The 15,113-nt window shown below is 57.8% G+C and carries 12 protein-coding genes; 10 read left to right on the top strand and 2 right to left on the bottom strand.

Annotated elements, in window-relative coordinates:
* Positions 1-32: 32 nt before the first annotated feature.
* Positions 33-1,034, top strand: a complete 1,002-nt coding sequence (locus JRJ26_06585) for an ornithine carbamoyltransferase (GenBank protein MBW2057145.1) — start codon at positions 33-35, stop codon at positions 1,032-1,034.
* A 79-nt stretch (positions 1,035-1,113) separates the two neighbouring features.
* Here JRJ26_06585 and JRJ26_06580 read toward each other — a convergent pair whose 3' ends face one another.
* Positions 1,114-1,830 (bottom strand): HAD family phosphatase, encoded by a 717-nt coding sequence (locus tag JRJ26_06580; protein ID MBW2057144.1) that lies wholly within the window; start codon positions 1,828-1,830, stop codon positions 1,114-1,116.
* On the bottom strand, positions 1,827-6,020 hold the full coding sequence (locus JRJ26_06575) for a CoA activase (GenBank protein MBW2057143.1): 4,194 nt from the start codon (positions 6,018-6,020) through the stop codon (positions 1,827-1,829). Before JRJ26_06575 ends, JRJ26_06580 begins: the two co-directional genes overlap by 4 nt.
* Positions 6,021-6,428: 408 nt before the next feature.
* Between JRJ26_06575 and JRJ26_06570 the strand changes: the two genes are divergently transcribed.
* The 9 genes from JRJ26_06570 to JRJ26_06530 all read left to right on the top strand — a co-directional run.
* Positions 6,429-6,710 carry an acylphosphatase gene (locus tag JRJ26_06570; GenBank protein MBW2057142.1) on the top strand — a complete coding sequence of 94 codons (282 nt, stop codon included), beginning with the start codon at positions 6,429-6,431 and terminating at the stop codon, positions 6,708-6,710.
* Between the two features lie 153 nt (positions 6,711-6,863).
* Complete coding sequence (gene ccsB, locus JRJ26_06565; GenBank protein ID MBW2057141.1) at positions 6,864-7,688, top strand: c-type cytochrome biogenesis protein CcsB; 825 nt, start codon at positions 6,864-6,866, stop codon at positions 7,686-7,688.
* 52 nt (positions 7,689-7,740) lie between these two features.
* Positions 7,741-9,063, top strand: coding sequence for a glutamyl-tRNA reductase (locus JRJ26_06560; protein ID MBW2057140.1), 1,323 nt, complete (start codon positions 7,741-7,743; stop codon positions 9,061-9,063).
* Positions 9,023-9,958, top strand: a complete 936-nt coding sequence (gene hemC / locus JRJ26_06555) for a hydroxymethylbilane synthase (protein MBW2057139.1) — start codon at positions 9,023-9,025, stop codon at positions 9,956-9,958. The genes JRJ26_06560 and hemC overlap by 41 nt, the downstream gene beginning before the upstream one ends.
* Before the next feature lie 190 nt (positions 9,959-10,148).
* Positions 10,149-11,024 (top strand): uroporphyrinogen-III synthase, encoded by an 876-nt coding sequence (locus JRJ26_06550; protein ID MBW2057138.1) that lies wholly within the window; start codon positions 10,149-10,151, stop codon positions 11,022-11,024.
* 14 nt (positions 11,025-11,038) lie between these two features.
* Complete coding sequence (locus JRJ26_06545; protein ID MBW2057137.1) at positions 11,039-11,710, top strand: histidine phosphatase family protein; 672 nt, start codon at positions 11,039-11,041, stop codon at positions 11,708-11,710.
* Between the two features lie 22 nt (positions 11,711-11,732).
* The gene (locus JRJ26_06540) at positions 11,733-12,818 is read left to right on the top strand and encodes a hypothetical protein (GenBank protein ID MBW2057136.1); all 1,086 of its coding nucleotides are present in this window, start codon (positions 11,733-11,735) and stop codon (positions 12,816-12,818) included.
* 161 nt (positions 12,819-12,979) lie between these two features.
* A complete protein-coding gene (locus tag JRJ26_06535) occupies positions 12,980-14,350 on the top strand; it encodes a monomethylamine:corrinoid methyltransferase (GenBank protein ID MBW2057135.1) in 1,371 nt (456 codons plus the stop codon).
* 78 nt (positions 14,351-14,428) lie between these two features.
* Positions 14,429-15,113, top strand: a 685-nt coding sequence (locus JRJ26_06530; GenBank protein MBW2057134.1) for a trimethylamine methyltransferase family protein, incomplete at its 3' end; no start/stop codon positions are given.

Genomic DNA, 15,113 nt, shown 5'->3' with positions numbered 1-15,113 from the left:
CAAGAGACCCGGCACCTGACAAGGAGGAGGCCATGGCTTTTAATCTGAGAAACCGGAACTTCTTGAAGCTCCTCGACTTCACCCCGAAGGAGATAGAGTTTCTCCTCGATCTCTCGCAGGATCTCAAAAGGGCCAAATACACGGGAACGGAGCAGCCGAGGCTTACGGGGAAAAACATCGTCCTGATCTTTGAAAAGGCTTCGACAAGAACGAGATGTGCCTTCGAGACCGCGGCTTACGATCAGGGAGCAAGGGTGACCTACCTGGGCCCGTCAGGTTCCCAGATGGGCAAGAAGGAATCTATGAAGGATACGGCCAGGGTGCTGGGCAGGATGTACGACGGCATCGAATACAGGGGTTTTGGCCAGGAGATCGTCGAAGAACTCGGGAGATATGCCGGTGTTCCGGTTTGGAACGGGCTGACAAATGAGTTCCATCCCACCCAGGTCCTGGCCGATCTGCTTACTATGACCGAACATTCCGACAAACCCCTGAGCCAGATCGCTTTCGCCTACCTCGGCGATGCCAGGAACAACATGGGGAATTCCCTCTTGGTGGGCGCTGCAAAGATGGGGATGGATTTCCGCTCCGTGGCCCCAAAGGGCGTGCAACCCGACGGGGAACTGGTGAGAAAGACACAGAAGATAGCCGAAGAGACGGGGGCGAGAATACGGATCACCGACGACCTCGAGGCCGGAGTAAAGGACTGCGATTTTCTCTGCACCGATGTCTGGGTCTCCATGGGAGAACCGGAAGAGGTATGGGAGCAAAGGATCAACCTGCTGAAGCCGTACCAGGTGAACAGCGAAACCATGAGGCTGACAGGCAATCCCCGTGTCAAGTTCATGCACTGCCTGCCGGCATTCCACAATCGCGAAACCACGGTCGGCAGGGAGATCTATGAGAGATTCGGCCTCGACGGAATGGAGGTGACCGAAGAGGTCTTTGAATCAGAAGCCTCGATCGTCTTCGACGAAGCCGAAAACAGGGTCCATACCATAAAGGCGGTCATGGTGGCCACACTGGGACTCTAAGTTCCAAGCCCAGATAGGCAGCCCGACGTGTAGAGACCAGGAATTGTCGCCTCGGTGAAGCCAGGCCGGCCCACGAGACTCAAGCCGAGATCCGGCCCCTTCTTTGTGATTCGAGGAGGGCGTCGAGTTTTTCCACTGATAGGTCTTCGAGGGATTCGACCCTTAGGGCCGCACCGTCGAAGTCATAGCGATCGGTCGAGAAAGTGGGCACCACGACGACCGGAATACCGGCAGCCAAGGCAGCCAGGACACCCTTCGGGCTATCTTCGATGACCACGGTTCTTCCAGGCTCACCTCCTATCTTCTCCAAGGCCAGTAGGAAAACCTCGGGATCGGGTTTGACCCGGGAGACGTCCTCCAGAGCCAGGACAAGGACAAAATAGCCTCTCAGCCCGAACAGATCGAGAAGAAACTCCGCGTTCACTCTCCTCGAACTCGTAGCAAGTACACAGGGCACAGCCGACTCCTTGAGCTGTGAGAGCAAGTCCAGCAAGCCCGGTCTGGGAGTTCCCAGCTTCCTGAGAAGGGGAAAATAGATGCTGTCCTTCCGCCTGTAAAGTTCGGTGATTTGTTCAGGATCACCGCCGAGTTCGCCGAACCAGGCTGCCATGGTCTTTCCCTTCTCGGTAACCGCCTTTCGATACTCACTCTCAGAGACGTGGATCCCAAAGCTTCCAAGGGCCTCTATATAGGCTCGTGCGTGGAGGGGCTCCGTGTCGGCAATCACGCCGTCCATGTCAAAGATCACGGCCTCAAGGAGAAAGACACCCTCGCCCCTTTTTTGTCTGTCCGTCAATTGCCCTTTCTCCGAATGAGCTGCTGCTCCCTGTACTGCCTCGCCTGGTGCATGAAGGCCTCGATGCGGGTCAGGCTGTTGGTCTGTTCCTGGCCGTCATAGGCCATGTTGAGGATGGGAAGGTTGTTGTTCTCTTCCCGATACCGCTTCAGCAACGCCCCGACAACCGTTCCCGGCATGCAGGTGAAGGGCATGACGTTGATGACCCCGCTTGCCCCCTTCTTGCAGAAATCGATGGTCTTGCCGATGCTGAGAATGGCTTCCCCTTCGAAGGAGTCGTCCAAGTAGGGGCTGGCCTTTCTGAGCACCTCCCGCGTGGAGGGCTCTTCTCCATGACGCAGGTGCCCCTTGAAGATCCTTTCCAACCGGTGCTCATCTTTCCTCTGGTAGTACTCGGTGAGGGCTATCTTCAAGACGTTGGAGATGTGTCTTCTCTTGAGGCTCCTCCTCCGTCCCATGGCATTGACATAGTGTATCCATTCGGAGATCGGTGCGAGCCAGGCTTCGCCACCGAACTGCTCAACCTTGTCCACCACGTTCTCATTGGCGAATCGATTCGACCGGACATAGATCTCCCCCACAATCCCGATCAGAGGTTTCTCGCCCGAGCCCACAGTCTCGATCGATTCGAACCGATCACGGGCCCACGTAAGCGCTGCCTCCAGATCGCCCTGTTCCTCGATGGTCTTGGTGATTAGCCTGACAGACTCCTTGTAGACCCGTTCGGTCTCTCCTGGATTCTTTTCGTAAGGCCGCGTTTCGAGAAGCTTCTTTGTGAGAAGATCGACGGCAACTATCCCCTGCCACCCCAGCCTGAGGAATCTGCCTCCTATGATATCGAAGTCCGAATAAAGGGATTCGTCCTGATCGGGTGCGTATATGGGAACGTTGTCAAATCCGAGTTCGTCGAGTACGAGGCGATGAAACCGGTGATACTGGCCGAACCTGCAGGGGCCGCTTCCGGAGGGCATGAAGAAGGCGGCCCGGTCGGGTTCGAAGTCGTCTCGCTTGACAACCTTGATCATGTCGCCCGTCGTCAGGATGCAGGGGTAGCACTCCTTCCCCGTGGTGAACTTCCTCCCCCAGACCAGGGTTTCGTCATCTGATTCGGGGAAAACCTCGGCTTCCACGCCGCAAGCCCTGAGAGCGGCCGCCGTGGCATAGGCGTGGTCACACATGTAGGGAATGTATATCTTGCGGGCTCGATCTGTCCTCACCCTGGAACGGGGTTTCTCCCGCTTTTCCGCCGGAGCCTCGACATTCTTGAGACTGTCCAGAAAGGCCTCGCACCGCGTAATGGCTCCGGCGTCGGCCGAATGCTCGTCGATCTCCAACTGGAGATAGGGCTTACCCTTGGCCAGATCCCTGAAGAAATGGCTGATGAACGAGTCCGCTCCGCAGCCGAAATTGGTGATATAGATACCGTGGAGTCGAGGGTCCTCCCTGACAAGGTAGCCGGCACACAGGATCCTCTGGCCGTAACGCCAGTACATCTCCTTTATGCCCTCTCGGTGGGCCATCTCGTCCAGAGGGAAGAAATCCATGGGAACCGCGAGCTCCCCCAGGTCCCTCAGCTTCTTGGGGAGGTCGAGATTTACACCGGGATCACAGGTGTTGTAAGGGCGTCCGATGATCACCTTCAGTTTCTGGTCCGGACCGAGCCCGCCAAGAACCTCCCGGCCTCTCCGGAGCAGTGCCTCTTCAAACCGGGCCTGGTTCTCCTCCGCTTTGACGTAAGCTCTCCGAACCTGAGAGGCCCGCCGGCCGAGAACCTTGCCGAAACCGATGAGCTCTTTCTCCAGGTCATCCCTGTCCCAGCCGAAGTGGATCACCGGGTGGAGGACCTCCGCCCCGAATGCCTTGAAATCGATCGACGACTTGACCGTGTAAGGGAAACTCTGAACATAGGGGCAGACTGTGCTCACCGGGATGTCCGGCCGCGGGCTCTTCAGGCTCACCAGGCTCGGGAGAAAAATCCTCTTGACCCCCTTTTCGAGCAGATCCAGAACATGGCCGTGAGAGACCTTTATGGGGAAACAGGTCTCCGCAACCAGCGTCTCGACCCCCTTGCGGATGAGTTCCTTGTTGCTCGGTTCGCTCAATACCACGCGATATCCCAGCTCTGTGAAGAAGGCCCTCCAGAAGGGCAGGAATTCGTGAAAGGTCAGGATTCTGGGTATGCCGATAACCGGGGCGTCCGGAGGGAGCTGCTCTTCCCCCGGGCAGGGGGCGAAAAGCAGGTTCTGCCTCTCGGCGAAGAGATCCGGAAGATCGCTCCCCTTGCTCCGTTTGATAACATCGTACTTCTCACAGCGACTACCGTAAAAGAGAGGCCTTTCTCCCTCGATGCTGACCTTGCGGATCAGGCAGAGGTTCTCACAGCCCTTGCATTCAAAGCTGGTGATCTCGTACTTCCTCTGGCTCAGATCGAAACCCTTGAACTGAGACCTCTCCCAGTTCCTTTCCTTCATTGCCAGAAGAGCAGCACCGATCGCCCCCGTCACATCGTGATGGGGCGGTACGGTGACGGGTTTTCCGAGAATCCCTTCGAAAGCCGCCACAACACCATGGTTGAACGCGGTCCCGCCCTGGAAGAAAATCCTGTTTCCCACGCGGCGGTCTCCTACGACACGGTTGAGGTAGTTTTCAACGATAGAATAGCTGAGCCCTGCTACGAGATCCTCCGTCGATGCGCCCCTCTGCTGATGGTGGACCAGGTCCGATTCGATAAAGACCGTGCACCGCTCCCCCATACGGACCGGCTCTCTTGCAGCCAGGGCGAGGCGGCCAAACTCCTCTTTGATTGAAATTCCCAGCCTCTCGGCCTGCTCTTCCAGGAAGCTCCCCGTGCCAGCCGCACAGACCTTGTTCATCTCAAAATCCACCACCACTCCCCTGTCGAGGCTGATGTACTTTGAGTCCTGGCCTCCGATCTCGAAGATCGTATCCACGAGCGGGTCGATGTGAACAGCCGCCGTGGCCTGGGCGGTGATCTCGTTTCTCACTATGTCGGCTCCCACAAAGTCGGCAGTCAGATACCTGCCGGAACCGGTGGTGGCCACCCCCTTGATATCGACACTGTCTCCGATCTCCTCTTCCATCTCGGCGAGGCCCTTCCTGACCGCCTCAATGGGACGACCCGCGGTCATGAGGTACCTCTTGGCCAGCACGTTCCCCTCTCGATCGATAACCACGAGGTTCGTACTTATCGATCCCACGTCCAGCCCCAGGTAGGCCTCGATCCGCTCGGACCGGGGCAGGTCCTTCCTAATCGGATAGACACGACGGAGATGCTCCGCAGACAGGACCAGAGGCCTGTGGGATTTCCTCTCCTCCTGGTGATGAGCCAGGTAGTCCTCAAGGCCCTCCATCCCCTGGAGCGGCTTCTCTATGCCCATGTCAAGTCCCACCCAGATCGCGCCCAGGGCTCCCATAGAGGCGAAGTGCCTGGGAATGATCAGATCCTTCTCCTCGAGCCCGAGAATATCCAAGAAGGCTCGGCGCATGCCCACATTGGCTGCAACCCCCCCCTGGAAGCTGATGGGTACGGTAAAAGCTCTTCCCTTGCCGATATTGCTCTTGAAATTCCGCGCCAGGGCGTAACAGAGGCCTGCCACTATGTCGTAGTCGGGAGTGGCGATCTGTTGAAGATGGATCATGTCGGATTTGGCAAACACGCTGCATCGCCCTGCAATCCGAGGAGGGTTACTGGACCGAAGGGCGAGTTTGCCGAACTCTTCGATGGTCAGCCCGAGACGGCTCGCCTGTTGGTCGAGAAAGGATCCGGTACCCGCGGCACAGAGGGTGTTCATGGCAAAGTCACTGATCCTGAATCGACCGTCCTCCCTTTCGATGAGGATCATCTTGGAGTCTTCACCCCCCATGTCGATGATGGTCCGCACCTCTGGATGAAAACGTTCGACGCTCCTGGCCTGGGCGATGATCTCGTTGATGAATTCACCACCCAGGAGTTCTGACAAGAGCTTCCCCCCAACCCCTGTGAAATAGATACCCCCTATCTGCTCCTTCGGGTTCCGCTTCAAGAGCTCCTTCATCACCCTTTGAACAGCACGGAGAGGTTGCCCCATGGTCCGGGTATAGTGTTCTTCCAGGACTCTACCCTCCTGGTCGACAACCACGGTGTTCGCACTGATCGAGCCGACATCGATCCCCACATACCGCTTGTCCATCTCTCTTCTCCTGAGCATTATGAATGTCTCAATTCGAAGGCGACAGTTCTCCGAGGTCGTATGATGGGTGCCTCTGTCATTCGGGAGTACCGCTACGACTCTATATATATAGGATATGCCGGTTCCTTTTCAAGATCACTGCTAACCGGGGTTTCCTGACATTTGGAGCCCGCCCTCTGGAGGAGGTAGTGGGCGAAGATTCCCCACCCGGGAATCCCGATAAGAACACCGCGAGAGCCTCGGAGCAAAGTGGGAAGGGCGTTCTCCTGTCAAAAAGAGAAAAAGCTGTAAACTTAAATACTTGTGAAACTCTCCGGTCGAAGACCCGGTTAGCTCCGGAAACCCGGGAACTTGATTTCATGTCCTGTCTGTGCTAATTTCAATCGGGTTTTCTTCGAGGAGGCATCCGTGGCCGAGGGAAGAAGGCGTATCAGGGTAGAGGGATACGTGCAGGGGGTCTTTTTCCGGGCCACAACGCGCCAGAAAGCCCAGGAGCTCGGAATCACCGGGTGGGTGCGGAACCGGTGGGACGGCACGGTTGAGATTGTGGCAGAAGGAGAGGAAACGCGGCTTGCCGAGCTGACAAAATGGTGTCACCACGGGCCCCCTGGGGCCAGGGTCACCCGAGTCCTGGTGGAAGAGGAACCCTATCAGGGGGAGTTTACCGACTTCGATATCTTTTACGGCTGAAACAGCTCGCCCCATGGACAGCCTGGATTTGTCACGGAGTTTCCAGGCCGATCCGGACCGGAAGAGGGTTCCCGTCGTTTTTGGTGGTCCCAGGGTGGATCCCCTCTCCTGGTGAGAGGTGGACTACCCCGATTCGCGGATGAAAGAGGGGTCATGCACTTCGACTTCTACTGTCTGGCGGTTCTGTGTTACGCCTGTGGAACCATCAGCCTTCTCGTCTACATCATCTCTTTGAGGGAGCTCTTCTCCAGGATAGGTTCGGGACTCCTCTCTGCCGGTTTCGTCCTCCATACGGTAGCCTTGATATTCCGTTACTATGCGGCAGGCTATCTTCCCGTAACCAATCTCCATGAATCCTTCTCTTTTTTCGGTTGGGCGGTGGTGCTCGTCTATCTTGCCGTCAATTACAAGTATCGGATCCCGGTCATGGGGGCTTTCGTCGCCCCTGTGGTGCTGATCTTCAGCATAATCGGTCTGGCTCTCCCAAAGGAGATACTCCCCCTCCACCCTGCCCTGAAAAGCTACTGGCTTCCCTTCCACGTGATATTCGCATTCCTTGGGGACGCGGTCTTTGCGCTGGCCTTCTGTGTGGGAATCATGTACCTCCTCCAGGAGCGGCAGATAAAGTCCAAACAGACCGGCGGGCTGCTCGTGCGGCTCCCCTCCCTGGAGATTCTCGATGAGCTCAATTACCGGTCTCTAACCCTGGGTTTCCCCCTCCTGACCGTGGGGATCGTCACCGGTTCGGTCTGGGCGAGCTACGCATGGGGTTCCTACTGGAGCTGGGATCCAAAGGAGACATGGTCCCTGATCACGTGGTTCCTCTATGCAGCCCTGCTTCACCAGAGGCTGGCCATCGGATGGCGAGGTAAGAAAGCCGCTATGATGGCTATTGTGGGATTCCTGGCTGTTCTTTTCACCTTTCTCGGCGTGAACCTGGTGCTGAGCGGGCTCCACTCATACAGCCGGTGGAGTTAGGCCGGAGAGCACGTCTTCGCAAGGCGGGAAAAGCCCTGCAAAAAGTGGAAAGATGGATATCATCGTTATCGGGCTGAATCACAAAACCGCGCCTGTAGAGATCCGGGAAAGGGTCTCTTTCCCAGAAAAGAGGCTTGAGGAGTCTCTGAAAAGGATCCTCTCCCTCTCCTCTATCAAAGAAGACATGATCCTGTCGACCTGCAATCGGGTTGAGCTCTATGCGAATGCCCACAATGCGGACGAGGCGGTCCATGAATTGAAGCTCTTTCTATCGGAGTTCCATGGAGTTCCGGCAGAGGATCTGGAGAGATCTCTTTACATCCATCACGGGGAGGAAGCCGTGCGCCACCTCTTTCGAGTTGCCTCCAGCCTCGATTCCATGGTGGTCGGCGAGCCCCAGATTCTCGGGCAGGTCAAGGGCGCCTTCGGAACAGCATGCCGCCACCGCACTGCAGGAACCATCCTGAATAGGCTCCTCCACAGGGCCTTTGCCGTGGCAAAGAGGGTCCGTACAGAGACAAAGATCGGGAACAGAGCCGTATCTGTCAGTTTCGTGGCCGTCCAACTGGCACAGAAGATATTCGGAAACCTCCAGGACAAGGCTGTCCTCCTGGTGGGCGCAGGGGAAATGTGCGAACTGGCGGCGAGGCACTTGGTCACACGCGGAGCATCCCGGGTCACTGTGACCAATAGAACCGCGGAGCGGGCCCACCAACTGGCCCGGATGTTCGGCGGCGATGTGCTCCCCTTCGATCGACTCACGGATGCTCTCAGGGCAGCCGATATCATCATAACCTCCACGGCGTCTCCCGGTTATCTGATCCGGTACGACGACATGGCGGGCATCATCAAGGCCAGACGAAACCGTTCCATGTTCTTCATCGATATCGCCGTACCGAGGGACGTGGACCCCCGGGTCAACTCGATCGAGAACGTCTACCTGTACGACATCGACGACCTCCAAGGGGTCGCCGATGCTAACATGAGAGACCGCAGGAAAGAAGCGGAAAAGGCGGAAGAGATCGTGGAGAGAGAGGTCGCACGTTTCTGCCAGTGGTACAGATCTCTGGAGACCGTGCCCACTGTCCGCCTGCTTAGAGACAAGTTCGAATCGATCCGCCAGGGAGAACTCAAGAAGGCCTATTCAGCTCTGCCGGGTGCCTCGGAAAAGGAACGGAAAGTGCTGGATGCCCTGACCTCGGCCATTGTCAACAAAATCCTCCATGACCCTATCACCATGCTCAAAAGGGCAGATCAAAACTCTTCGGGCGAGGAGCTGGTGGATGCTGCGAGGAGACTCTTTCACCTGGAAAAGGCAGAAGGGATTGGAAGAAGTGAGAATCAAACACCTCAGGATAGGCACCCGGGGAAGTGAGCTCGCCCTCAGGCAGGCCGAACTGGTTAGGGAAAGGCTGGTCAGGCTCCATCCCGGTCTGGCCGCGGAGCTGGTGACCGTCAAGACCAAGGGGGACATCATTCTCGATGTCCCCCTCGCCAGGGTTGGAGGCAAGGGACTCTTTGTCAAGGAGATCGAAAACGCCCTCCTGGATGGCAGGATCGACCTCGCCGTGCACAGCATGAAGGACGTTCCCACCTCGATTCCCCCTGGTCTCGTCCTGGGCTGTGTGGCCTCGAGGGAGGACCCCTCTGATGCTCTTGTTTCCAGAACCGGCCAGAGGCTAAATGAATTGCCCCTTGGAGCACGGATAGGGACCAGCAGCCTGAGGCGACAGGCCCAGCTTCTGCACTTCCGGCCGGATTTTGAGGTGGTCCCCCTCCGGGGAAACCTTCAAACCAGACTCAGAAAAATGGAGGAACAGGGCCTCCATGCCATCGTCCTCGCCTCGGTCGGCCTCAGACGGATGGGGCTCGATCACATGATAGCCGAAACCATTCCAACCGAGATCTGCCTCCCCGCCATCGGACAGGGCGTCCTGTCCGTCGAAACCAGGGCAGAAGACGGTACGGTCAATCGGGCCGTCTCCTCCCTTAACGATCCAGAGACGGCTACTGCCATGAAGGCTGAAAGGGCATTTTTGAGGAGGCTCGAGGGAGGATGTCAGGTCCCCATCGCGGCCTATGCTTGGCCGTCGAGAGGCGGACTCGAGATGGAGGGAATGGTGGCTTCACTGGACGGCAAAAGACTCATACGGCAACGCACCTGGGGCAGAGAGCAAGAGGCAGAGGCCTTGGGTCTCGACCTTGCCGAGACCATACTCTCCATGGGAGGGGACAGGATCCTCAGCGAGATCTATGACAGGAGCCCATGACGGACCACCCCTCTCATCTCCGGGCTTGGGAGCTCCGGCCCGTTGCTCGGAGACCAGACACATTTCGAGCCGGGGAGAGAGAGGAAGAATCCGGGTACCCCATTCCACGCAAGGCTCCTTGGCTCGATTCTCTTGGAGGGCCCAGGGGATAACCAGGCTTTAGATCACCAAGAGCAATGGAAGCGGCTACATGGGAAAAGAGTCCGAACCTCTGAAAGGAAAGACCATCGTCGTCACCCGTCCCCGGAACCAAGCAGGTGAATTCAGCAGGCGGCTCATGGAGTTGGGGGCCGAGGTCGTCGAATTTCCAACCATCCGAATCATCCCCCCCAAGAGCTGGAAAGCCCTGGACGAGGCGATCGACAACATTCACCGGTACGATTGGGTTGTTTTTACCAGTGCCAACGGCGTGAGCTCCTTCGCCGCAAGGCTCAAGAAAGCCGGTGTGAATCCCCTGGAGCTCAGAGGGATCAGCTTCTGCGCGATCGGCCCCCGGACAGCGAGGCAATTGGAGAGGAAGTCCATGGAGGTTCACCTCGTACCCGAGGAGTACCGGGCAGAGGCAGTGGTGGAGAGTCTATCGAGAGAGGGGATCAGGGGCAAACGGGTTCTCCTCGCCCGGGCGGCCCGTGCCAGAGAGGTGCTCCCAGAGCAGCTCAGGAACCGCGGAGCGATGGTGGATGTGGTCGCTGCCTACCGGACCGTCCTGCCCGCGGCCGACACCTCCCGGCTGCTCGAGCGCCTCGAGCAGGGGAGGATAGATGCTGTCACCTTCACCAGCCCCTCTACGGTCTCCAACTTCGTGGAGATCTTTTCTGCCAGCCGCGAACGGCTCTTCAGAGGTTTGAGGGGCGTCGTCATCGGGACTATCGGTCCCATTACCCGGCGGAGAGCCCTTGAGCTGGGAATACAGGTCCAGGTCAGCCCTGTCGAGTACACCACCCAAGCTCTGGCCCAGGCCATGGCGGAGTACTTCCTCCTTCATGGAAGTGGGAAGGCGGCAGAAGAAGGGCCGACAGCGGGGGATCAGGTCCCGGCAGGTACAGCAGGGACCGGCAGGGGGTAGCCTCACAGAGGAGGATGATGGATTCTGCGAGTATAAGGGACAGACTGCTTGGCCTCGAACGCCGGGAAGGGGTAAGGCTCTATCTGATCCGCCACGGTGAGGCGGCCAATGTAAGGGACGGCGTTTTCCGGTACAACGGCCACATCGATGTGGAGGTCTCTCCCAGAGGTGCAAGGCAGTTGGAGCAGGTTGCCAGATGCCTTCGGGACAGGCGGATCTCGGCGGTCTACTCGAGCGATCTCCAGAGGGCAAGGACAGGGGCGGAGGCGATTGCCAGATACCATGGTCTGGCCGTACATGCCTTGCCGGAGTTCAGAGAGATCAAGATGGGCATCTGGGAAGGATTGACCTTCAGCGAAATCCGCGAGCGCTATCCCGATGAAGTAGACAGAAAATTCGGCCGGTTTGTAGACTACCGCGTCCCTGGCGGGGAGAATCTCATCGACGTGCGCGGCCGGGCCGTCCCCAAGATACGTGAGATCGTCAGGTCGCACCCAGGAGGCGAGATAGTCCTGGTCGGCCACGGAGGGATGAATACGGTTCTTCTCTGTGACGCCATGAATCTCGGGCTTGAGAACTTCTTCCGTATCACCCAGACAAACGGATGCCTGAACATTATAGACTATTTCGACGAGACGGCCCTTGTCAGGTTGATGAACGGCTCTGTTCGCAAAGGGCTGCCCTGAGGTAACCCGCAGGGATACGACGGTGGAAGCCGTGAATCCTCCCAAGGACTATTCCTTTTTTCGAGAGGGGGCAGAACGCCTCGAGACCGCCCTGGGAGGCGTCCCCGATCATGTGCCGGTTTTCGCTCAGATGCACGAGTTCGTAATGAAAGAACTCGGGGTGGGAGCAAAGAGGTTCTACACCTCACCGGAACTCCTGGTGACCGGCACCCTGGAGATTTGCGAAAAATACGGTTTCGACGTCCCCTTTCTCGATTTCGACGTATACAATATCGAGGCCGAAGCCCTTGGACAGAAGATAGTCTACACCGACCAGGGCGTCCCCGATGTCGACCGGTCAAAGCCCCTCGTCCGGGACCGGAGCGATCTGGAAAGGATAAGGACCCCTGCCTTTGATTCAGACGGGCGTTTCCCCCAGGTGATCGAAATGTACTCCATCTTCGAAAAGCTGACCGGTATTGCCCCGGCTCTTGAATTCTCAGCCCCTTTCAGCCTGGCCGCCAATATCAGGGGCATCGAGACCCTGCTGAACGACATATACGAGGCACCCGATTTTGCCAGGGACCTGCTCGCCCGCCTCACCGAAGAGGTGGTCGCCCCTTGGATCGATCATATGAAGAGGCGTTTCCCAAAGGCGAAAAGCATCGGAGGGAGCGATGCCACAGCCTCCATCCCGATTGTGAGTCCCGGGATTCTCGAACAATGGGTCATCCCCCCACTCCTCCGCCTGAGAGAGCTGTGCGGCCCCGAAGTCTACGTGCCCAACTGGGTGGGGGAGAGGTTTCTCAAGGATCCAAGGGAGATGTTTGAACTCAAGCTAAGGGTCTGCCCCGGTTTCCTGGAAGGACAGGATCCGGACGTGGAGGTGCTCGGGCCAGCATATTACAAGGAGTATGCCCAAGAGCGGGGCGTAGCCCTCATCCTCGGCATCGGGGCCGGCTTTCTCGCCGCCAGCCCACCGAGGGAGGTGGCGGAGCGGGTGAGATCCTATGTAGAGGTCGGCGGAGGGGGAGGGCGCTTCGCTCTCTACCTCTGCAACCTGGGGGCCACGACCCCTTCCGAGAATGTGAAGGCCGCCCTGGATGCCGCCGGAAGGTACGGTGCTTAGTAGATGTTGGGAGAGCCACCGGTCTTCTGCCATCGCAGCAACGCTTTGGGGGAGATTCGAGACAGAGTCAAATCAGCCACAGGTGGAGGGGAGATGTCTCCTCCACCGCAGGAAGTCAACAGGTTATTCCCATTTTGACGCGGCCTGGGGAGGATATTTCGATGTTGCCGTTTACCGAGATAGTCCGAAGGTGTTTTGAAGGCCCCTACATCGCCCAGGAGGACTTTGATCTGCAGGTGTTTGTCCGCCATCTGGAGGCTGTAAGAGAAGAGTACGGAATCCGATTTCAGCCAGAGACTCCCGTGCCATGGGATGATAGTCTTGCAGACCGGGTTTTTCAGGCAGGGGTCGAATTCTACCGCAGGGTGGGAACCTACTGTATCGATACGGAGAGAATGATTCGATTCAGCGAAAGCGAGATCCAGGAAGCCCTCCAAGCGGCCCCTGAAGAGACAGAGTTCGGGGAGGGGAGAGACCGCAAGCGGCTCAAACCTCGGGCCCCGGAAAGCGAAGCCGCGCCATGGTGCTTTCTGGGCGCAGCCGGGGCACCGGTCTCGTGTGAGGATGTGTTCCTGAGCATTGTAGAGGGATACGGGCGCATCCCCCTGGCCGATTCCATTACCTCCCCCACCCTGACATCCATAGGCGGAACAAGGGTGAGGGCCAATACCCCTCTGGAGATTCTGGCCTGTATCACTTCGAGCTCTCTGGTCAGAGAGGCCCTCAGCCGTGCTGATCGCCCCGGCCTGCCGGTGATGAACTCCATTGCCACCGCTTCCTCAGATGCAGCAAAGATTGCGGGAAGCCAATTCGGACTCCGGCCCTCAGACGGGTGGCTTATTGGATCTCTCGCAGAACTCAAGATCACCTTTGAGAGGTTGAACGAGGTTGCCTATGTCAACGGTATCAAGGGGCGGATTTGCGGCGAATCCGGGCCGCTCCTAGGCGGTTACTGTGGCGGTCCAGAGGGGGTGGCCATAGCCAATGTGGCCTATCACCTGCAGGCGATCCTCGTCCTCCGCGGAGTCTGCCACGTCACCTTCCCCTTACACTTCAACAGGGTCTGCAACTCGAGCCGCGATCTCCTTTGGGCCATAAGTGTCAGCAGCCAGGCTATCAGCCGTAACAGTCATTTTCCCTTCTTCACCATCCCCAACACTGCCTCGGGCCCTGTTGAGGAGATGTGTTTTCTCGAGACGGCCGCCATTGTGGCGAGTCTGGTGGCAAGCGGGAGCTCCCTGGAGGCACTTGGGGTATACAGGAACGCAACCGTGGATCTTCAGACTCCTCAGGGACCTCAGTTTGCGGCAGAGGTGGCCCACGGGGTTCTCGGTCTGAGCCGAAGGGAGGCCAACCGCCTGGTCCTACGACTGCTGGATCGATACGAGAGGAGCCTAGATAGCCCCCCTCGCGGCAAGACTTACCAGGAGAGCTACGACTTTAAGACTGCAAAACCAAAGGCGGAGACACAGAGGCTCCATGACCGGATGAAACGGGAGATCTCTCAACTCGGAGTGGGATTCAAGCGCTGAGCGACGGGCACTGAAACCGGAGCTTCCGCTGTCTGAACCAAATCTTCGAAATCTTTCTGGAGACCAAGGAGGCGGCAAATGTTCGAACCCCTGCCAGAGAAGGCCGTTGAAGAGATCCATGAAGGGTCCCTCGAGATACTCGCCGAGGTGGGTATCAGGGTTGACAACCAACGGGCGAGAGAGATATTTTCCACTCACGGGGCAAGGATCGCAGAAGGGCACCGAATCACCATCCCCCCTGACCTGGTGGAAAAGGCCCTGAACACTGTCCCGCCCTCCTTCGCTCTCTACGGGAGGCAAGAGGCGAACAACATCTATTACGAGGAGGGCTCTTTCTACACCTCTACGGGCGGTTCGGCCATGTATGTCTTGGACCTCGACACGGGCCAGAGGAGACTATCCACTTGCAGAGACCTTCACGACATCGTCTCCCTGGTGGATGAACTCCCCTATATCGATCTGATCTCCCTGCCCGTTTACCCCAATGACCTGCCAAAGGAGCATGTCGATGCAAACCGCTTCTTTGCAGGATTGAAGAATTCTACAAAGCACATCATTGGCGCCGTATACACCCCCGAAGGACTGGCCAGGGTCTCCAGGATGGCCGAGATCGTTGCCGGGAGGGATTGGAAAACCCGACCCATCATCTCCCTGGTTCTCTGCCCACTGATAAGTCCCTTGCGTCTGGACGAGACAGCCACGGAAATCCTGGTTCAGGCCGCAGAACAGGGAATCATCACTCACAATTTCAGCATGACACAGG

This window comes from Deltaproteobacteria bacterium (assembly GCA_019308905.1).
Lineage (GTDB): Bacteria > Desulfobacterota > BSN033 > WVXP01 > WVXP01 > JAFDHF01.
Note: the sequence above shows the minus strand (reverse complement) of the source record. Positions and strands in the feature narration are given on the sequence as shown.